16 protein-coding genes are annotated in these 20,153 nt (G+C 71.1%); 15 read left to right on the forward strand and 1 reads right to left on the reverse strand.

From position 1 onward, the window contains the following. Positions 1-16 precede the first annotated feature (16 nt). The 10 genes from ACFHWE_RS16920 (at position 17) to ACFHWE_RS16965 (ending at position 9,619) form a co-directional block, all read left to right on the forward strand. Positions 17-409 (forward strand): CD225/dispanin family protein, encoded by a 393-nt coding sequence (locus ACFHWE_RS16920; protein ID WP_416602617.1) that lies wholly within the window; start codon positions 17-19, stop codon positions 407-409. Between the two features lie 139 nt (positions 410-548). After that, on the forward strand, positions 549-896 hold the full coding sequence (locus ACFHWE_RS16925) for a CD225/dispanin family protein (protein WP_416602618.1): 348 nt from the start codon (positions 549-551) through the stop codon (positions 894-896). A 176-nt stretch (positions 897-1,072) separates the two neighbouring features. Then, a complete protein-coding gene (trpC, locus tag ACFHWE_RS16930; RefSeq protein WP_416602619.1) occupies positions 1,073-1,879 on the forward strand; it encodes an indole-3-glycerol phosphate synthase TrpC in 807 nt (268 codons plus the stop codon). A gap of 409 nt (positions 1,880-2,288) precedes the next feature. Further along, positions 2,289-3,500, forward strand: a complete 1,212-nt coding sequence (gene trpB / locus ACFHWE_RS16935) for a tryptophan synthase subunit beta (protein WP_416602620.1) — start codon at positions 2,289-2,291, stop codon at positions 3,498-3,500. Beyond that, positions 3,497-4,306 carry a tryptophan synthase subunit alpha gene (trpA, locus tag ACFHWE_RS16940; RefSeq protein WP_416602621.1) on the forward strand — a complete coding sequence of 270 codons (810 nt, stop codon included), beginning with the start codon at positions 3,497-3,499 and terminating at the stop codon, positions 4,304-4,306. Before trpB ends, trpA begins: the two co-directional genes overlap by 4 nt. Before the next feature lie 215 nt (positions 4,307-4,521). Further along, positions 4,522-5,043 carry a MauE/DoxX family redox-associated membrane protein gene (locus ACFHWE_RS16945; protein ID WP_416602657.1) on the forward strand — a complete coding sequence of 174 codons (522 nt, stop codon included), beginning with the start codon at positions 4,522-4,524 and terminating at the stop codon, positions 5,041-5,043. Between the two features lie 32 nt (positions 5,044-5,075). After that, complete coding sequence (locus ACFHWE_RS16950) at positions 5,076-6,056, forward strand: DsbA family protein (protein WP_416602622.1); 981 nt, start codon at positions 5,076-5,078, stop codon at positions 6,054-6,056. Positions 6,057-6,105: 49 nt separating this feature from the next. Further along, a complete protein-coding gene (gene lgt, locus ACFHWE_RS16955) occupies positions 6,106-7,245 on the forward strand; it encodes a prolipoprotein diacylglyceryl transferase (RefSeq protein ID WP_416602623.1) in 1,140 nt (379 codons plus the stop codon). Positions 7,246-7,372: 127 nt separating this feature from the next. Further along, positions 7,373-8,443: a hypothetical protein gene (locus tag ACFHWE_RS16960; RefSeq protein WP_416602624.1), complete on the forward strand. Its 1,071-nt coding sequence runs from the start codon at positions 7,373-7,375 to the stop codon at positions 8,441-8,443. Positions 8,444-8,857: 414 nt separating this feature from the next. Continuing rightward, positions 8,858-9,619, forward strand: coding sequence for a hypothetical protein (locus ACFHWE_RS16965; protein ID WP_416602625.1), 762 nt, complete (start codon positions 8,858-8,860; stop codon positions 9,617-9,619). A gap of 37 nt (positions 9,620-9,656) precedes the next feature. Here ACFHWE_RS16965 and ACFHWE_RS16970 read toward each other — a convergent pair whose 3' ends face one another. Then, positions 9,657-11,414, reverse strand: a complete 1,758-nt coding sequence (locus ACFHWE_RS16970; RefSeq protein ID WP_416602626.1) for a bis-aminopropyl spermidine synthase family protein — start codon at positions 11,412-11,414, stop codon at positions 9,657-9,659. 580 nt (positions 11,415-11,994) lie between these two features. Between ACFHWE_RS16970 and gltB the strand changes: the two genes are divergently transcribed. The 5 genes from gltB (at position 11,995) to ACFHWE_RS16995 (ending at position 20,066) form a co-directional block, all read left to right on the forward strand. After that, positions 11,995-16,551 carry a glutamate synthase large subunit gene (gene gltB / locus ACFHWE_RS16975; protein WP_416602627.1) on the forward strand — a complete coding sequence of 1,519 codons (4,557 nt, stop codon included), beginning with the start codon at positions 11,995-11,997 and terminating at the stop codon, positions 16,549-16,551. A gap of 33 nt (positions 16,552-16,584) precedes the next feature. Beyond that, complete coding sequence (locus ACFHWE_RS16980) at positions 16,585-18,039, forward strand: glutamate synthase subunit beta (protein ID WP_416602628.1); 1,455 nt, start codon at positions 16,585-16,587, stop codon at positions 18,037-18,039. A gap of 215 nt (positions 18,040-18,254) precedes the next feature. Continuing rightward, positions 18,255-18,656, forward strand: a complete 402-nt coding sequence (locus ACFHWE_RS16985) for a DUF2784 domain-containing protein (RefSeq protein ID WP_416602629.1) — start codon at positions 18,255-18,257, stop codon at positions 18,654-18,656. Between the two features lie 65 nt (positions 18,657-18,721). After that, on the forward strand, positions 18,722-19,099 hold the full coding sequence (locus tag ACFHWE_RS16990) for a DUF2784 domain-containing protein (RefSeq protein ID WP_416602630.1): 378 nt from the start codon (positions 18,722-18,724) through the stop codon (positions 19,097-19,099). A 73-nt stretch (positions 19,100-19,172) separates the two neighbouring features. After that, positions 19,173-20,066, forward strand: a complete 894-nt coding sequence (locus tag ACFHWE_RS16995; protein ID WP_416602658.1) for a prenyltransferase — start codon at positions 19,173-19,175, stop codon at positions 20,064-20,066. Positions 20,067-20,153 lie beyond the last annotated feature (87 nt).

Genomic DNA, 20,153 nt, shown 5'->3' on the forward strand with positions numbered 1-20,153 from the left:
GCGGAAAGCAGGAACAGTGAGCTACGGACCCCCTCCCCCCGGCGGCTACGGCCCCCCGCCACCCCCCGGCGGCTACGGCACCGGCGGATACGGTGTCCCTGAGGCCGGCTACGGCGTGCAGCCCTACGCCATGCAGCCCGCCCCCATCGGCGAGCCGCCCAAGACCTACGTGCCGCACAACATCGTCGGTATCTTCGGGTGTCTCTCGGTGCTGAGCATCATCGGCCTGGTCTTCGGCCTCCAAGTCAGCGGCAAGTGGCGTATGGGCGACTACCAGGGTGCCCAGGACTCCGCCAAGACCGCCAAGATCATGGGCATCCTCGGCATCGTCGGGCTCGTGCCACTGGTGCTCTACATACTTTTCATCGTCGTCATGTTCGTCCTCGCGGCCACCGGTGTCCTTGAGTGAGTACCGCGATCCGGGTTCTGAACAGGTTCGTACGACAACCGGCGGAACCGTTCGGTGTCCACCGGAGTCCTAGACGGTGCACGTCCGCTCCGTGCCCCGGGACACGGCCCGGACACGGCCCTACCGGAAGGTTCCCCACATGAGCTACGGTCCCCCTCCGCCCCCCGGTGGCTACGGCACCGGCGGCTACCCCAGCCAGCAGCCCTACTCCGGCGAGCCGCCCAAGAACTACCTGGTGTACAACATCCTGGGTCTCTTCGGGTGCCTCTCGGTGCTGAACATCATCGGCCTGATCTTCGCACTCCAGGTCGACAGCAAGTGGCGCATGGGCGACTACATCGGCGCGGAGGAGGCCGCCAAGACCGCCAAGATCATGGGGATCATCGGGCTCGTCGGCTTCATCCTCCTGATCGCGTTCCTCGTCGTCTACTTCCTCGTCTTCGTGCTCGTCTTCGGTATGGCGGCCACGTCGTCGGCCACCTACTGACCCCGCTCCCGACGCGCTGATACCGGGGGCGGCGCCCCCTGGGGCCCCGGAGGTCGATACGATGACCAGCGACATGGTGCGCGGGCGTCATAGGGCCGTCCCCGCAGCACAGTCGCGCCCGCCCCGTGCGCGCGTGCGACCCCTCCAACGGCCACATCACGAGGGAGCGGTAACTGGTGAGCGTGCTCGACGAGATCCTCGACGGAGTACGCGCTGACCTGGCGCAGCGGCAGGAGGCCCTTCCCCTGGACCGCCTCAAGGCCCGTGCCGAGTCGGTGCCCACTCCGCGCGACGCCGAGGCCGCCCTGCGCCGCCCCGGGGTCCAGGTGATCGCCGAGGTCAAACGCGCCAGCCCCTCCAAGGGCCCCCTCGCCCCCATCACCGACCCCGCCGCCCTGGCCCGCGAGTACGAGGCCGGCGGCGCCGCCCTCATCAGCGTCCTCACCGAGGAGCGCCGGTTCAAGGGCAGCCTCGCCGACCTGGAGGCCGTCCACAAGGCGGTCGACACCCCGCTGCTGCGCAAGGACTTCGTGGTCAGCTCCTACCAGCTCTGGGAGGCCCGCGCCTACGGAGCCTCCGCCATCCTGCTCATCGTCGCCGCCCTGCCCCAGGAGGCCCTGGTCTCCTTGGTCGAGCGGGCGCGCAGCCTCGACCTCACCCCCCTGGTCGAGGTCCACGACGAGGAGGAGGTCGAACGCGCGCTGGAGGCCGGAGCGACCGTCATCGGCGTCAACGCCCGCAACCTCAAGACCCTGGAGGTCGACCGGGACACCTTTGCCCGGCTCGCCCCCCGCATCCCGGCCGACCGCGTCAGGATCGCCGAATCCGGGGTGCGCGGCCCGCACGACCTGCTGGCCTACGCCGGGGCAGGGGCCGGGGCCGTCCTGGTCGGCGAGAGCCTCGTCCGCGGGGGCAACCCCCGCGAGGCCGTCGCCGACCTGGTGACCGCAGGAGCCCACCCCGCCCTGCGCGACCGCGGCTAGGGTCGGGGACATGACGACCGTGCAGCATCCGGCCCGCCGATGGCGATGGCTCGGGTGCCCACGGGGTTCTGGAGGCATCCGGAGGCGTGTTCGCGAGGAACGAGTGAACACGCCGTAGGTGCCGAAGGTTCCCGTTCCCCGGGCGTCCGAGAGAGGGAACCGCGCCGTCAGGCGTCCGTTGAGGGCGGTGGCGGGCGACGGGCGGGCCGAAGTGGAGCGGAGGTTCAGAGAAGCACAGCCTAGGGAACCCGCACTCCGCGCCGCACGCGTGAGCGGCGGGTTCCCGACACCGCGTTGACCCATCCGACCGCGCCGCCACAGGCGGCGCACGGCCGGTCGGCGCGCCCGCCCCGCGGCCCACGGCCGCAGGGCGCGCACCCCGGTCGGCCCAGTCACAGGAGACTCACCCATGAGCCACGCTGACCCCGTGCCCGACGCACGCGGGCACTACGGCCGCTTCGGGGGCCGCTTCGCCCCCGAAGCACTCATCGCCGCCCTCGACGAGGTCGCCGCCGAGTGGGACAAGGCCCGCCAGGACCCCGACTACCTCGCCGAACTCGACGAACTCCTGCGCAGCTACACCGGAAGGCCCAGCCCGCTCACCGACGCGCGCAACTTCTCCGAGCACTGCGGCGGGGCACGGATCCTCCTCAAACGCGAGGACCTCAACCACACCGGCTCCCACAAGATCAACAACGTGCTCGGCCAGGCCCTGCTCACCAAGCGCATGGGTAAGACCCGCGTCATCGCCGAGACCGGAGCCGGACAACACGGCGTGGCCACCGCCACCGCCTGCGCCCTCCTCGGCCTCGACTGCGTCATCTACATGGGGGAGGAGGACACTCGCCGCCAGGCCCTCAACGTCGCCCGCATGCGCATGCTCGGCGCCGAGGTGGTCCCCGTCACCATCGGCAGCCGCACCCTCAAGGACGCCATCAACGAGGCCTTCCGCGACTGGGTGGCCAACGTCGAGACCACCCACTACCTCTTCGGCACCGTCGCCGGGCCGCACCCCTTCCCGAAGCTGGTGCGCGACCTGCACTTCGTCGTCGGCGAGGAGGCGCGCGCGCAGGTCCTGGAGCTGACCGGGAAGCTGCCCGACGCCGTCGCCGCCTGTGTGGGCGGCGGCTCCAACGCCATCGCGATCTTCGCCGCCTTCATCCCCGACGAGGACGTCGCCCTGTACGGCTTCGAGGCCGGGGGAGAGGGCGCGCACACCTCCAGGACCGCGGCCTCCATCACCGCCGGGGCCCCCGGCGTGTTCCACGGCGCCCGCACCTACGTCCTCCAGGACGAGTTCGGGCAGACCCTGCCCAGCCACTCCATCTCCGCCGGACTCGACTACCCGGCGGTCGGCCCGGAGCACGCCCACCTGGCCGACACCGGACGCGCCTCCTACGAACCGGTCACCGACGCCGAGGCCATGGAGGCCTTCCGGCTGCTGTGCCGCACCGAGGGCATCATCCCCGCCATCGAGAGCGCACACGCCCTGGCCGGGGCGCGCAAGCTCGGTGAGCGGCTCGGCCCGGAGGCCGTCATCCTGGTCAACCTCTCCGGGCGCGGCGACAAGGACGTGGACACGGCGGCGGCCTACTTCGGCCTCGTGGAGGGACAGGCGTGAGCACCCTACAGAGCACACTGGCACAGACCCGGTCCGAGAACCGCGCGGCCCTGATCGGCTACCTGCCCGCGGGCTTCCCCGACACGGCCTCCTCCATCAGGGTCATCGAGGCCATGGTCGAGGGCGGCTGCGACGTCATCGAGGTCGGCCTGCCCTACTCCGACCCCATGATGGACGGGCCCACCATCCAGAGGGCCGCCGACCGCGCCCTGGCCGCCGGGACCACCACCGAGGAGGTGTTCCGCGTGGTCGAGGCGACCGCCGCCACCGGCGCCGCGGCCGTCGTCATGTCCTACTGGAACCCGATCGAGCGCTACGGCGTGGAGCGCTTCGCCGAGCGGCTCGCCAAGGCGGGCGGGGCCGGGGTGATCACCCCCGACCTCATCCCCGAGGAGGCCGACGCCTGGACGGCCGCCTCCGAGCGGTCCGGACTCGACCGGATCTTCCTCGTCGCGCCCTCCTCCACCGACGAGCGGCTCGCGCTCACCACCGGGGCGTGCAGCGGGTTCGTCTACGCCGCCTCCCTCATGGGCGTCACCGGCACCCGCACCCAGGTCGCCGACACCGCCGAGGCGCTGGTACGGCGCACCCGCGAGGTGACCCGCGCATCCGGGCTGCCGGTGTGCGTGGGCCTGGGCATCTCCACCGGGGCCCAGGCCGCGGAGGTCGCCGCCTACGCCGACGGCGTGATCGTCGGCGCCGGGTTCTGCCAGCGGGTGCTGGACGCCCCCGACCTGGAGACCGGCCTCACCGCGGTCCGCTCCTTCGCCGAGGAGCTCGCCGCCGGGGTGCGCTCGCGGGGCTGAGGCCGTGCGGCGGGCCGCCCGGTGCGGCCCGCCGCCCACGGGGGACCCGGAGGCGCGTGCCCGCAACGGGCGGGTAGGGTCACGGCGCGGCACCCGACCCGGTTCGCCGCATCCGCCGCGGCCAGTAGGATCGATGTGTCACTCCGGGAGAGTGTTCTCTCACTGCGAGTGACGCAACCGCCCGGTCATCCCGCTTCCCGAAGGCCATACCAATGATGGACACAGGCGACACCCACGCCGAGGACCGCCACGAGGACACCCCGCCCCCGTCCCGCTGGGAGACGGTCCAGCCCTGGCTCACCCTCGCATGCCGGGTGGGCCTCGCCGCCGTCCTCATCCTCGCCGCCGTCACCAAGTACCCGCCCGCGATGTCGGTCCAGGCCGTGGAGGCCTACGACCTCTTCCCCACCGACATCGCCCGCCTCATCGGCTACACCCTCCCCCTCTTCGAACTCGCGCTGGCCCTGCTCCTCCTCGCCGGGCTCGCCACGCGCTACGTCGGAGCCGCCAGCGCCCTGCTCATGCTCGTCTTCATCGCCGGGATCGTCTCGGCCATGGCCAGGGGACTCAACATCGACTGCGGCTGCTTCGGCGGCGGCGGCCAGGTCGCTCCCGAGGACACCCGGTACGGCCTGGACATCGCCCGCGACATCGCCTTCATGGCCATGGGTGCCTTCATAGCCCTCTGGCCGCGATCGCCCTTCGCACTCGACCGAGCCCTTGGAGTTTTCCGGTGACGCACGACCAGACGCAGAAGAGGGAAGAAAGCATGGGCAGTGAAGCGCGCCGACGCTCACGCGAGCGGCTCAGGCAGCAGCGGGAGAAGGACCAGCGCGCTGCCGCACGCAAGCGCGGCCTCACCGTCGCCCTGATCGCCGCCGGTGTCGTCGCCCTCGTCGTCGGGGTCGGCTACGTCATCCTCAACCTCGACAGCAGCGGCGCCGACTACGACGGCGGCCTCGCCCCGCAGACCCTCCAGGCCGACGGCAGCGTCGTCATGGCCGAACCCGGCGCCGAAGCGCCCGTCGTCGAGGTCTACGCCGACTACCAGTGCCCCGCCTGCCGCCAGTTCGAACTGCTCAACGGCGACCTCCTCCAGGAGAAGGCCGCCCTGGGCGAGGCCATCGTCCACTTCCGGCCCGTGAGCATCTTCGCCCAGCAGCCCGAACCCATCAGCGGCAACTCCCTGCGCGCCGCTGCCGCCGCCCGGGCCGCCGCCGACCAGGGCGTCTTCGTCCAGTACAACGACCTGCTCTTCGAGAACCAGCCCACCGAGGGCTCCGAGGGGTTCACCCCCCAGCAGCTCAAGGAGCTGTTCGCCGAGACCGACGCCCCCGAGGGGGCGGCCGCCGAGTTCGGCGAGCGCGTCGACGCCGAGGCCGGGACCGTCGACCGCTTCACCGGCGAGTTCCTGCCCGCCCTCACCGCCGACGCCGTCGAACAGCTCGGCCAGGACGAGGTCGCCGCCATGCCCCTCACCGACCTGCTCGACTGGGGTGCCGACAACGGGCACGACCCGTCCTTCCTGGAGGGGACCTACACCGGCGAGATCATCGAGGCCACCGGGAACGCCTACACTCGCTACAGCGGAGAGAACGCCTTCCGCGCCACACCCTCCGTCTACATCAACGGTGAGCTGCTCGACAACACCACGACCATGACGGTCCGCGGGCTCCGCGGCGCGATCGACGACGCGGCCCCCGGCGAGGTCGGGACCGAGCCGTTGACCGACGGGGGTGGCACCGACTAGCCCTCCCTGACGACACCCCCGAACCCGGGGCGAACCCGAGAGCAGAGCAGTGACACCGTTGTCGACAGCCCCTGAGGGCACGGCCGAGTACGGCCGTGCCCTCGCGGCCATCCCCAGCCCCCAGGTGAACTCGATCCACCTCTTCGGCCCCTTCGAGATCCACTTCTACGCCCTGTGCATCCTGGCCGGCGTCATCACCGCCGTGTTCTGGAGTGAACGCCGCTGGGCCGCCATGGGGGGTGAGAAGGGCACCATCCTGGACATGGCAGTGTGGGCCGTCATCCTCGGCCTCATCGGCGGACGGCTCTACCACGTCATCAGCGACGCCCAGCTCTACTTCGGCCCCGGCCGCGACCCCGTCCAGGCCCTGTACGTGTGGAACGGCGGGCTCGGCATCTGGGGCGCCATCCCCATGGGCGCCCTCGGCGTCTGGCTGGTCGCCCGCAGGCGCGGGCTGTCCATGTCCAAGCTCTCCTTCGCCATCGCCCCCACCATCCCGCTCGCCCAGGCCCTGGGCCGCTGGGGCAACTACTTCAACCAGGAACTGTTCGGTGCCCCCACCGACCTGCCCTGGGCCCTGCGCATCGACCCCTACCCCGACGGCGGACTGCGGCCGGGCATGACCCCCGGTGAGTTCACCTACCACCCCACGTTCCTCTACGAGTCCCTGTGGTGTCTGGGCCTGGCCGTCCTCCTCGCCTACCTGGGACGCCGCTTCGAGCACCGGCTCGGCGGCGGACGCCTCTTCGCCCTCTACATCATGGGCTACTGCGCCGGCCGGTTCTGGATCGAGTACCTGCGCGTGGACCCGGCCAACGACTTCCTCGGACTGCGCCTGAACAACTGGACCTCCATCGCGGTCTTCCTCGGCGCCCTCGCCTACTTCCTCTGGGCCGGACGCCGCCTGGACTCCTTCTCCACCGCCGTCGTCCCGCACGGCCACGACGCCGGAACCCAGGTGTTCGGCGCCACAGGCGGGGGTGAGACAGCCGACGACGGCACCGTCTACAGCGCCGTGGACGCGGAGGAGACGGGATCCGGCACCGACGGCGGCGACCCCGCCGAGGCCGGAACGGAATATCACCCGACCCCTGAGCGATCTAGTAGCCAGGGCTCGACGGAGCAGGGCGCCGACGAAGGCGCCTCCGACACAGGCACGGAAGACGACTCCAGGTCGAAGCCCGAGTAACCAGGGCCACCCGAACATCCCATCCGGCCGGCCGGGCCCGTGTCCGGTCCGCCGCGGAGTGTCTCCTGTACCTACCGAGCAGACCACGGGTTGACGATTGAGAAGAACCGTGAGCAGAGCTGAGTCCGTGTCAGACCGACGAGCCCACCGCGCCGACGAGGCCTCCGACTACGACCCCAACGAGGACTTCTCCGCCGACTACGGCCACACCCGCACGGGTGCCGGATCGCGGCGCCGCTCCGCGCAGGAGGGCACCTCCGCCGCCGGAGGGCGCCGCAGGTCCCGGGGGTCCCGCCGCAAGAGTTCCGGCCCCGCAAGGGCCGCCAAGGCCGCCCGCGCCGGAACGGACAGGGCCTCGGCCTTCTCCGCCTCGGCCATCAAGCGCGTCTCCGTGCTCAAGGACCGGCCCAACCAGATCGTGTACACGCTCGCCGAGCAGAACCGGCGCAAGCGCGGCACCGCCGTCCTGACCACCCTCTTCGGAGCCTTCGGGGTCGCCCTGCTCATCCTCCTGGGCCTGCTGGTCTACCAGCTCTTCAGCGGGTCGGGGGGCGCCCTGGTCGACGGCGAGGACGCCGTCGCCGCCCCGCCCGAGGGCCACAGCACCCTCACCCCGCAGCAGTTCCGCGCTGAACCCAACAGCGAGGACACCTTCGGCCCCATCGCCGAGCGCCCCGAGGGCGCCGAGCCGATGACCGAGGACGCCGTCTTCGGCGGCGTCGAGGACGTCGAGGTCAACGGGATGGCGCTCCAGCTCGACGAGGGACGGGTCACCGACTCCTGCACCTCCCTGGTGTGGGGCGAGGGCGTCGGCCAGAGCCTGATCGACGCTAACTGCTCCAGCGCCGCCACCGGCGTCTACACCGACTCCGAGGACCGCTACGTCGCCCAGGTGACGCTGTTCGACCTCGTCGACACCGAGAGCGCCCAGCGGGTGGCCGAGGCACTGGACCCGGGCAACGCCGAGTCCGGCGCCGGGTTCGTGCTCCCCGACACCGGCGACGCCCCCGGTCTGGAGGAGGGCTACAGCCAGGCCTCCACCCAGGTGATGGGCCACTACCTCGCCGTGTACTGGGTCGCGCAGACCGACGGGTCGGCGCCCGGTGACGACACCGACATGGCCACCCTGAGCGTGGCGGCCATGAACACCGTGCTGCTGCCCTACGAGGAGGTCGTGGCCGCCGGCCGGGAGGAGTAGCCGCTCGGACGCTCTACCTCCGCCCCGGGCGTCCCGGTAAGATTCCGGACAGATCGCCCTGAGCGCCTCCGGGCCGGTCACACCGTGTGGCCGGCCCGGACCCGTGACGGGGCGCCGCCCGCACCCCCGTATCCTCCCAGTGGGGGAGGCACTCGCGGGCCGCCCCGGTCCGTGCGCCGCGCGCGACCCGACCGACGTCCACACATTCGAGGCTCGATGTACCCGGAAAACAGGCGGTCCCTCCCGCAGGGTTCCGCGCAGGAACCAGCCGAACCGTCGGCGCCCCGGCCCTCGGGGCGGCGGAGGGGGGACGACGCCCCCGACGGGTCCCCCGAGAGCACGCGTCCGGGCGGACGCCGCCGGGCTGGGGGACGGAGGAAGCAGCGGAGCCGCCGCGGGCCCGTCATCGCCCTCGTGTGCGGACTGCTGGTCCTGGCCCTGGCCGCCGCGGGCGCCGTGGTCTACTTCGGACCCTTCGACGAGGGCGCCTCCGACGGCGAACCCGTGCAGACCCGTCCCGAGGTGTACCGGACGGTGGACACCGGGCGCATGAACGAGGTGCTGGCCTCCCGGGAGACCGACAACCGCCCCCTCAACGAGTCTGAGCTGTTCGAGCGGCACAACGCCGAGATCTCCAGCCAGGACATCGACTTCATCCTGCGCGACTCCGACCTCACCGAGGCCTGCGAGTCGGCGGTGTGGGGGCAGCAGATCGCCGACGTCCTGGCCTCCGCTGGATGCAGCCAGGCCGCTCGCGCCACCTACGTCTCCGACGACTACTTCGGCGTCACCGCGGTGTTCAACCTCGCCGACACCGAGGGCAGCCGCGACCTGGCCGCCGCGATGGCCGACCCCGAGGACGAGACCCAGGCGGCGGCCGCCCGCGGCTTCGTGCTCCCGCCCTCCGGGGAGGCCCCCTTCGACCGCCTCGGCCAGGGCTACAGTGCGGCCGACGCGATCGTCAGCGGCCACTACCTCGTCGTGGTCTGGGTCCAGCCCACCGACTCCGAATCCGTGGAGGAGCGGGTGAGTCTGGCCGGACCGCTCGTGGCCCTGGCCAACGTCCGCGACCCGCTCTACCGGCGGATGGTCACCCTCGACGAGGGGACCACCGACACCGGCGGGACCGGAACCGGTGAGGACGCCGCCACGGACGGCACAGGCCTGGGGCAGTAGGCCCCGCACAGCTGGGCCGTGTACGGCCCGGCCGCCCTCACCACTGGTCGTCGGCCTCCAACCGCAGCACCAGCTCCTCCGCCACGCCCGGAAGCGCCGCCAACCGGTGCCCGGGCAGGTCCAGCAGTGTGTGCCCGGACAGCCACGGCGGAGCGGAGGCCACCGCGTGCCGGGAGGAGCGCTTGTTGATCGGTCGCCCCGTCCACGCCGCGACCTCCGCCAGCCCGCCGCGCAGCGTCGCCCGCACCATCCCGTGGGCGCGCTCCTGCACGTGGACCAGCAGCCGCTCGACGGGCGTATCCGGATCCGGGTGCCGCGTCAGGCGTACCGCCGTCAGGTGGCGGCCGCCGAACCCCCGCAGGAAGCGCACCTCGAAGCGCGGTTCGACCAGGGCGCGCAGGGCCCGCTGCCCGGCCTGGTCCCGCACCGCCTCCGCGGAGGAGGGCACGACGGCGTACACCGTGTCGGAGGACGACGCCAGGGCGGCCCGAGACAGCAGGCGCTCCCACCCGCCCACGAGGTTGATCACCGCGTGCTCCGAAGCGGAGACGGGGGAGGCCAGCCACGTGGACAGCCGGACCCGCCCGGCGGCCTCCTCCTGCGGCCAGTCGCCGACCAGCGTCACATCGCGCCGGCCCGCCCCGCCGCCCAGGTCCGCCGACACCGCGTCGAGCACGCCCCGCGCCAGGTCGGCGTCCATACCGCCGCGCGACTCCTTGGCGTTGGCGCCCTGGCTGTACACGCGCGCCGAGTCGGAAGAGGCACGGGCCGGGACCCGCGTCAGGGGTCGCAGGACGTATAGGTCGGAGGCGGCCCCGATCGACTCCGCCCCGTGGTACTGGTTGAAGTCTGGCCACACCGCCTCCACCAGCAGGTCCATGCGCACCATCCGCGCCTGCGTCGTGGCCGCCAGACGCGGTGTGGTCTCACTGGCCCCGTAGGCCACCAGGACCCTGCCCCGGCGCGGATCGGCCATCCCTTCCAGACCGCGCCGCACGAACAGCTCCACCCCGTCCGGGGTGTAGGGCGGGTCGGTGAAGACCACGTCGGCACAGCCGTGCAGCGTGGAGGGCAGCCCCAGCCGCAGGTCCGCGAAGTGGGTGCGCACGATGAGCCCCTCCTCGGCCGCCACGGCGTCGATGTGGGCCAGGACGCGCTCGTCCACGTCCACCACCTCCACCCGCGTCCCCGGCGACACCAGCGCCACGGCGATCGAGGTCAGGTCGTGGTCGCCCACGCACAGGAGGGTGCGGTCGCTCAGGTCGAACCGGGTGTTGAGCAGCAGCGCGCGCCGCAGCGCGGTGTGCGCGGTCGCCGCCACGTGATCCAGGTCCAGGTCGGAGGCGGGAGCCTGGCGCACCGCCCGTGTCAGGACGGTCGCCGCGCGGGCGTAGAGCGGGAGCAGGTGCGCCACCGGGTCGGCGAGTTCGTCGCCCGCGGCACCGTGGTAGTCGGCGGGGCGCAGCAGCCGCACCCTGCGGCGGCCGTCACCCGTCTCCGCGTCCAGCTCCTCGGCCTCGCGCAGATCCCGCAGCACGGCGGTGACCACGGAGTGGGCGACGGAACAGGCTCGGACGAGGTCGTCGGCGCTCCACCACCGGCCGTCGGAGAGCAGGGCCAGGATACGGCGGACACGCGGAGCGTCCACGCCGTAGCCCAGCAGCACACGCCGTGCCGCCTCGGGAAGCAGGCCGACGCCGCTGTCGCGGACCGCCCGTGGTGGGCTGTGGGCCTTGGTGCGCTGGTTCACGGCTCCTGGGTCCTCCGGGCCGGGGGATGTCGGGTGTCCTGGCATACACCGATCGTCCCACGTGTGCGGCCCCGGACCGTAAGGCGCAGGTCAGGGCGGTTCGGTCCGATGAGGGAGATATCACTCGGCGCTGGGCGGGGGGCCGCTTGGAGGCGGCGTTAACACCCGGGTAATGTGGACATGCGGCACGTCGTGCTCACGTTCCGTGTGTATGAATCCGGCGCTGGGTTGGGTTTTTACCCGCTTTGTTAGGTTTAGCAGGGTTTCCTAGTGGAAAAACCGGCTAGGCCAGCTCTCATCGGAAGAACACGCTCCGAGAGGGACACGGGTGCCGCCCCCACCGCGGGGGCACACCCCGGGAACAAGACCGCGCACCACAGCGTCACATGGTCTAGACCTGCGATTCGCTCGCATTCGGACCAGCCTGTATAAGAGAACCTGCCCGCACACGGGAACCGCCCGCCACCGGCGCCACGAGGACGTGGCCACGAGCCCGGAAGCGGAGAAACGGCACCCCGGCAGCGGGAGGCCGCCCCGCAGCGGCCACGAACGAAGACTCACGCAGCAGGGCCAACGTCGTCCCGGATGCGCTTTACGAAGCCGACGCAAGACGACTGGAGGGTAGATGCCTGCTGCTCAGGTGCGGCGTTCGTCCGTCCGAACGAACCCGGAAAACCCGTCCCAGGGCCTGTACGACCCCGCCTTCGAGCACGACGCCTGCGGTGTGGGCTTCGTCGCCGACCTCAACGGCCGCCGCAGCCACGACACCGTCCAGAAGGCGCTCACCGTCCTGCGCAACCTCGACCACCGAGGTGCGGCCGGTGCGGACCCCGACGACGGTGACGGCGCGGGCATCCTCACCCAGGTCCCCCACGACCTCTACACCGAGGTCTGCGACTTCCCGCTCCCCGACGCCGGCGCCTACGCCACCGGCATCGGCTTCCTTCCCGCCGACGCCGCCGAGCGCGCCGACGCCGTCAAGCGCATCAACAGCATCGCCGCCGAGGAGGGCCTCACCGTTCTCGGCTGGCGCGAGGTGCCCTTCGAACCCCAGTACTGCGGCCCCGCCGCCCGCCAGGTCATGCCCTCCTTCCAGCAACTGTTCCTCAGCGGCACCGAGGGCACCCCCACCGAGGGCCTCACCGGCATCGACCTGGAGCGCTACGCCTACTGCGTCCGCAAGCGCTCCGAGCACGAGGCCGACGTCTACTTCCCGAGCCTGTCCCCGCGCACCATCGCCTACAAGGGCATGCTCACCACCCCGCAGCTGGAGCCGTTCTTCCCCGACCTGTCCGACCGGCGCTACACCTCCGGCCTGGCACTGGTCCACTCCCGCTTCTCCACCAACACCTTCCCGTCCTGGCCGCTCGCCCACCCGTTCCGCTACGTCGCCCACAACGGTGAGATCAACACCGTCAAGGGCAACCGGAACATGATGCGCGCACGCGAGGCCAAGCTCGCCACCGACCTCATCCCCGGCGACCTCGAACGCATCTTCCCCATCGTCGACCCCGACGACTCCGACACCGCGTCCTTCGACGACGCCTTGGAACTGCTCCACCTCGGCGGCCGCTCCCTGCCCCACTCGGTGCTCATGATGATCCCCGAGCCGTGGGAGAACCACACCGAGATGGACCCGGCCGTCCGGGCGTTCTACGAGTTCCACTCCACCCTCATGGAGCCCTGGGACGGGCCCGCCTCCGTCTCCTTCACCGACGGCACCGTCGTCGGCGCCGTCCTGGACCGCAACGGCCTGCGCCCCGGCCGCTACTGGGTCACCGACGACGGCTTCGTCGTCCTGGCCAGCGAGGCCGGCGTCCTCGACATCGAGCAGTCCACCGTCGTCCGCAAGGGCCGCCTCCAGCCCGGCCGCATCTTCGTCGTCGACACCGCCCAGGGCCGCATCATCGAGGACGAGGAGCTCAAGGCCGAACTCGCCGCGCAGCACCCCTACCAGGAGTGGATCGACAACGGCCTCGTCCGCGTCGACGACCTGCCCGCAGCCGACCCCGCCCCCGTCACCGACCTCAAGCTCCACCAGCAGGTCTTCGGCTACACCGAGGAGGAACTGCGCATCCTCCTCACCCCCATGGCCCGTACCGGCGCCGAGCCCATCGGCTCCATGGGCACCGACACACCCGTCGCCGCCCTCTCCGAGCGCTCGCGCCAGCTCTTCGACTACTTCTCGCAGAACTTCGCGCAGGTCACCAACCCGCCGCTCGACGCCATCCGCGAGGAGATGGTCACCAGCCTGTCCACCCTCCTGGGCGCCGAGGGCAACCTCCTCCAGGCCGAGGCCGACGACACCCGCCGCCTCGTCCTGCCCACACCCGTCGCCGACCAGGCGCAGCTTGCCGCCATCATCGCCGCGGGCCGGGACAACCCCGCCCTGAAGACCTTCACCGTCGACGGCACCTACCCCGTCGACGGCGGCGGCGACGCGCTCTCCGCCCGCCTCGACGAGATCAACGCCGAGGTGTCGGCGGCCATCGCCGACGGCGCCCGCATCCTCGTGCTCAGCGACCGCGGAACGGACGCCCAGCGTGCCCCCGTCCCGTCCCTGCTGCTCACCGGCTCCGTCCACCACCACCTCGTCCGCGAGAAGACCCGCACCGAGGTCGGCCTGCTCGTCGAGGCCGCCGACGTACGCGAGCCCCACCACGTGGCGCTGCTCATCGGCTACGGGGCCTCCGCCGTCAACCCCTACCTCACGCTGGCCACCGTCGCCGACCTCGTCGAGCGCGGCGTCATCGGCGGCATCGACACCGACAAGGCCGTGGCCAACATCGTCAAGGCGTTCGGCAAGAGCGTCCTGAAGATCATGTCCAAGATCGGCGTGTCCACCGTCAGCTCCTACACCGGAGCCCAGATCTTCGAGGCCCTCGGCCTCGGCGCGGACGTCATCGACCGCTGCTTCACCGGCACCACGTCCCGCCTGGGCGGCGTCGGCTTCGACGTCCTCGCCGAAGAGGTCGCCATCCGCCACCGCCGCGCCCACAACGCCAACCCCAGCGCCCACCGGCGCCTGGAGGTCGGCGGCGAGTACCAGTGGCGCCGCGAGGGCGAACCGCACCTGTTCAGCCCCGAGACCGTCTTCAAGCTCCAGCACTCCACCCGTACCCGCAAGTACGAGATCTTCAAGGAGTACACCTCCAAGGTCGACGACCAGGCCGAGAAGCTCATGACCCTGCGCGGCCTCTTCCGCCTCAAGGAGGGCGTGCGCGAACCCGTCCCCATCGACGAGGTCGAGCCCGTCTCCGAGATCGTCAAGCGCTTCTCCACCGGAGCCATGTCCTACGGCTCCATCTCCGCCGAGGCCCACGAGACCCTCGCCATCGCGATGAACCGCCTCGGCGGCAAGTCCAACACCGGCGAGGGCGGCGAGGACCCCGACCGCTTCACCCGCGACGCCAACGGCGACCTGCGCCGCAGCGCCATCAAGCAGGTCGCCTCCGGCCGCTTCGGCGTCACCTCGCACTACCTGTCCAACGCCGACGACATCCAGATCAAGATGGCCCAGGGCGCCAAGCCCGGCGAGGGCGGCCAGCTCCCCGGCCACAAGGTCTACCCGTGGGTGGCCCGCACCCGGCACTCCACCCCCGGCGTCGGCCTCATCTCGCCGCCGCCCCACCACGACATCTACTCCATCGAGGACCTCGCCCAGCTCATCCACGACCTCAAGAACGCGAACCCCTCCGCGCGGATCCACGTCAAGCTGGTCTCCGAAGCGGGCGTGGGAACCGTCGCCACCGGCGTGTCCAAGGCCCACGCCGACGTCGTCCTCATCTCCGGCCACGACGGCGGCACCGGCGCCTCGCCGCTGAACTCCCTCAAGCACGCCGGCACGCCCTGGGAGCTCGGCCTCGCCGAGACCCAGCAGACCTTGCTGCTCAACGGCCTGCGCGACCGCATCGTCGTCCAGACCGACGGCCAGATGAAGACCGGCCGCGACGTCATCGTCGCCGCCCTGCTCGGCGCCGAGGAGTACGGCTTCGCCACCGCGCCCCTCGTCGTCTCCGGCTGCGTCATGATGCGCGTCTGCCACCTCGACACCTGCCCCGTCGGCGTCGCCACGCAGAACCCGACCCTGCGCGAACGCTTCTCCGGCAAGGCCGACTACGTCGTGAACTTCTTCGAGTTCATCGCCCAGGAGGTCCGCGAGTACCTCGCCCAGCTCGGCTTCCGCAGCCTCGACGAGGCCATCGGCGCCGTCGACCTCCTCGACACCACCGAGGCCGTCGACCACTGGAAGGCCCAGGGCCTGGACCTGCAGCCCATCCTCCACGAGGTCGAACCGTGGGCCGGCGACCACCGCCTGCGCACCCGCGACCAGGACCACGGCCTGGAGAAGGCCCTGGACAACACCCTCATCCAGCTCGCCGAGGGCGCCCTGGACTACGCCCAGCCCGTCACGCTGGAACTGCCGGTACGCAACGTCAACCGCACCGTCGGCACCATGCTCGGCCACGAGGTCACCAAGCGCCACGGCGCCGAGGGCCTCCCCGACAACACCATCGACATCACCTTCACCGGATCGGCCGGACAGTCCTTCGGCGCCTTCGTGCCCAGGGGCGTCACCCTCCGGCTCCACGGCGACGCCAACGACTACGTCGGCAAGGGCCTGTCCGGCGGACGCATCACCGTCCGCCCCGACGCCGCCTCGCGCCTGGTCGCCGAGGACCACATCATCGCCGGAAACGTCATCGGCTACGGCGCCACCTCCGGAGAGATCTTCCTCCGCGGCATCGCCGGCGAACGCTTCTGCGTCCGCAACTCCGGTGCCACCGCCGTCGTCGAGGGCATCGGCGACCACGGATGCGAGTACATGACCGGCGGACGCGCCGTCATCCTCGGACGCACCGGCCGCAACTTCGCCGCCGGCATGTCCGGAGGCGTCGCCTACGTCCTCGACCTCGACGCCGAGCGCGTCAACGGCGAGATGGTCGACATCGAGGAACTCACCGACACCGACCGCGCGTTCCTCACCGACGTCCTCACCCGCCACCGCGCCGAGACCGGATCGGCCGTCGCCGAACGGCTCCTCGACGCCGGCCCCGCCGGACTCGCCCGCATCGCCAAGGTCATGCCGCGCGACTACAAGAGGGTCCTGCTCGCCCAGGCCGAGGCCGAACGAGAGGGCCGCGACGTCAACGAGGCCGTCATGGCCTCCGCGCAGTCCTGAGCGTCAGCGAACACGAAAGGAGGAACGACCACCATGGCTGACCCCAAGGGTTTCCTGAAGATCACCGAACGCGAACTGCCCGCCCACCGCCCCGTGGACGTGCGTATCCAGGACTGGCGCGAGGTCTACGAGGACTTCGACCGGGGGACCGTCACCAAGCAGGCCTCACGCTGCATGGACTGCGGCATCCCCTTCTGCCACAACGGCTGCCCGCTCGGCAACCTCATCCCCGAGTGGAACAACCTCGTCTACACCCACGACTGGGCCGAGGCGATCGAGCGACTGCACGCCACCAACAACTTCCCCGAGTTCACCGGGCGGCTCTGCCCCGCGCCGTGCGAGTCGGCGTGCGTGCTCGGCATCAACCAGCCCGCCGTCACCATCAAGAACGTCGAGGTCTCCATCATCGACCGCGCGTGGGAGGAGGGCTGGGTCAAGCCCCTGCCCCCCGCCATCCGCACCGGCAAGAAGGTCGCCGTCGTCGGCTCCGGCCCCGCCGGACTCGCCGCCGCCCAGCAGCTCACCCGAGCCGGCCACGACGTCACCGTCTACGAGCGCGCCGACCGCATCGGCGGCCTGCTCCGCTACGGCATCCCCGAGTTCAAGATGGAGAAGCGGCACATCGATCGCCGCCTCGCCCAGATGAGCGCCGAGGGCACCGTCTTCCGCACCGGCGTCGACGTGGGCGTCGACATCACCACCGAGCAGCTGCGCGCCGAGAACGACGCCGTCGTCCTCACCGGCGGTGCCACCGCCTGGCGCGACCTGCCCGCCACCGGTCGCGAACTCAAGGGCATCCACCAGGCCATGGAGTACCTGCCCCTGGCCAACCGGGTGCAGGAGGGCGACTACGAGCAGCCGCCCATCAGCGCCGAGGGCAAGCACGTCATCGTCATCGGCGGCGGCGACACCGGTGCCGACTGCGTGGGCACCGCCCACCGCCAGGGCGCCGCCTCCGTCACCCAGCTCGAAATCATGCCCAAGCCCCCCGCCAAGCGCCCCGACCACCAGCCCTGGCCCACCATGCCGATGCTGTACAAGGTCACCAGCGCCCACGAGGAGGGCGGCAAGCGGATCTACTCCGTCAACACCCTGGAGTTCATCGGGGACGACGACGGCAGCGTCCGCGCCCTCAAGCTCGTCGAGGTCAAGCGCACCGACAAGGGCTTCGAGCCCGTCGAGGGCACCGAGCGCGAGATCCCCGCCGACCTCGTCACCCTCGCCATGGGCTTCGTCGGCCCCCAGAAGGAGGGCATGATCGACCAGCTCGGCGTCGACCTCGACAACCGGGGCAACGTCGTCCGCGACGGGGACTACCACACCAGCGTCGACGGCGTCTTCTGCGCCGGCGACATGGGCCGCGGCCAGTCCCTCATCGTCTGGGCGATCGCCGAGGGCCGCTCCGCCGCCGCGAGCGTCGACCGCTACCTCGGACACGACAGCAGGCTCCCGGTCGCCATCCCGCCGACCGAACGCCCGCTCGTCTGACCCACGCGGCACCCGTGGCGCCGGGTCCGGGATCCCTCCGGGCCCGGCGCCGCCGTCTTCCCCGACCGTTGCCGTGACGTGGCGCGGCCGTGCCGGACCGCCACCCCGAAAAGGGAAGAAATTCAATAAAGGCATAGAATTCGTTCAGGCGTGACATAGCACACACCCCGCTGCCCCTGGGCCCCCAAGCCACCCCCCTCCCCCAGGACGGACACATGATCTACCACATCGTCGGCGAAGCGGCCATGGCGCTCCACATGGCCTTCATCCTCTACGTGGCCCTCGGCGGCTTCCTCGCCTGGAAGTGGCCGCGCACCTTCTGGCTCCACCTGTGCGTCGCCCTCTACGGCCTCGCCATCAGCATCGTCGGCTGGATCTGCCCGCTCACCTACGTCGAGAACTGGGGCCGCCTCCGCGCCGGCCAGGAAGGCCTCGACCAAGAGGGCTTCATCGCCCACTACCTCACCGGCGTCATCTACCCCGAAGACCAACTCGTCGCCGTCCAGGTCGGCGTCGGAGCCGTCGTCGCCCTCTCCTGGGCCGGCCTCGCCGTCCTCGTCCTCCGCCGACGCCGAGCCGCCGCACAGGACCGGGAACCGGACCACACCCCCGCCTAGGACCGGCGAGGGCGGCGGGCCGGAGCGGAGCGGAGGCCCAAAGGAACACTGCCTAACCTGGAGGCATGGCCTACCACGTGCTCGCCCAGAGCGCGATGCTCCTGCACTTCGCGTTCCTGGCCTACGTGGCCCTCGGCGGCTTCCTCGCCTGGAAGTGGCCGCACACCTTCTGGCCCCACCTGTGCGTCGCCCTCTACGCCCTCGCCATCACCCTCATCGGCTGGCCCTGCCCCCTCACACACGTGGAGAACTGGGGCCGCCTCCGCTCCGGACGCGAACCCCTCGCCCCCGCCGGGTTCATCGACCACTACCTCACCGGTGTCCTCTACCCCGACGAACACCTCATCACCGTCAAAGCCGCCACAGCGCTCCTCGTCGCCCTCTCCTGGATCGGACTCGCCGCCATCACACTGCACCGACGGGCACACCGCCCGCCCGGGTAAAGATCGTGGATATTGCCCGCCGAAGCATTCACCCAACCGGGCCCGCCGCCGTACCGTGAACACCATGACCGTCGTGACCTGGGACGCCTTCCGTGCCGCCGAACACTTCACCATGCGCAGCGCCAGACTCATCGACCGCCACCGCTTCGCCTACCACTTCCAGAACGGCCCGGCGGCACCCATCCGCTCCGCCCTCGCCGCCTACCGCAACCTCGACGGCGGCTACGGCAACGGACTCGACCCCGACATGCGCGGCCACGCCAGCCAACCCGCAGCCACCGAACTCGCCCTCGCCCACCTCGACGAACTCGGCCCCATCCCGCACAACATCGGCTCCGGCATCTGCCGCTACCTCACCAGCATCAGCGGACCCGAAGGCAACATCCCCCACGTCCTACCCACCATCCGCAACACCGAGGCCGCTCCCTGGCTCCAAACCGGCGAACCCTACATCAGCTCACTCGGCGCCACCGCCGCCATCACCGCCTACCTGCACAAACACCGCATCACCCACCCCTGGCGCGACCTCGCCACCGCCTACTGCTGGAAACACATCGACTCCATGGGCTGGACCCACCCCGAAGAGGCCATCCGCATCTGCCACTTCCTCCAGTACGCACCCAACCGGCCCCGCGCCCTCCAAGCCATCAACCGCCTCTCCGCCATCATCCGCGCCGAATTCGACGAACACCCCACACCCGACAGCCGCACCCACACCCCCCTCGACCTCGCACCCAGCCCCGACCACATCGCCCGACCACTCTTCACCCAGACCGTCATCGCCCACAACCTCGACACATTCCAGCGGCAGCAGCGCCCCGACGGCGGATGGGACAGCCACCACGACACCTGGGACCCCGCCGCTACCCTCGAACGCGAAGGCATGCTCACCATCCAACGCCTGCGCGTCCTGCGCGCCTACGGCCGCATCGGCACCCGCCTGCCCACCCCCCGAACCGACCAGTGACACCCCACCGCACCACCGCGTTCGCCGCCGTGAAGCCCGACAGACGGCCCATCGCAACCTGGTTTAGACCAATCCATCCCACAAAAG

Origin of the sequence: Nocardiopsis sp. LOL_012 (genome assembly GCF_048060475.1) — a bacterium.
Classification (GTDB): Bacteria; Actinomycetota; Actinomycetes; order Streptosporangiales; family Streptosporangiaceae; genus Nocardiopsis.

Bases quoted from the DNA above. Each gene is read 5' to 3' on its own strand.
- ACFHWE_RS16925 (WP_416602618.1), top strand. From the start codon at position 549: ATGAGCTACGGTCCCCCTCCGCCCCCCGGTGGCTACGGCACCGGCGGC.
- trpB (WP_416602620.1), top strand. From the start codon at position 2,289: ATGAGCCACGCTGACCCCGTGCCCGACGCACGCGGGCACTACGGCCGC.
- ACFHWE_RS16945 (WP_416602657.1), top strand. From the start codon at position 4,522: ATGGACACAGGCGACACCCACGCCGAGGACCGCCACGAGGACACCCCG.
- ACFHWE_RS16950 (WP_416602622.1), top strand. From the start codon at position 5,076: ATGGGCAGTGAAGCGCGCCGACGCTCACGCGAGCGGCTCAGGCAGCAG.
- ACFHWE_RS16970 (WP_416602626.1), bottom strand. From the start codon at position 11,414: ATGCCAGGACACCCGACATCCCCCGGCCCGGAGGACCCAGGAGCCGTG.
- gltB (WP_416602627.1), top strand. From the start codon at position 11,995: ATGCCTGCTGCTCAGGTGCGGCGTTCGTCCGTCCGAACGAACCCGGAA.
- ACFHWE_RS16980 (WP_416602628.1), top strand. From the start codon at position 16,585: ATGGCTGACCCCAAGGGTTTCCTGAAGATCACCGAACGCGAACTGCCC.
- ACFHWE_RS16985 (WP_416602629.1), top strand. From the start codon at position 18,255: ATGATCTACCACATCGTCGGCGAAGCGGCCATGGCGCTCCACATGGCC.
- ACFHWE_RS16990 (WP_416602630.1), top strand. From the start codon at position 18,722: ATGGCCTACCACGTGCTCGCCCAGAGCGCGATGCTCCTGCACTTCGCG.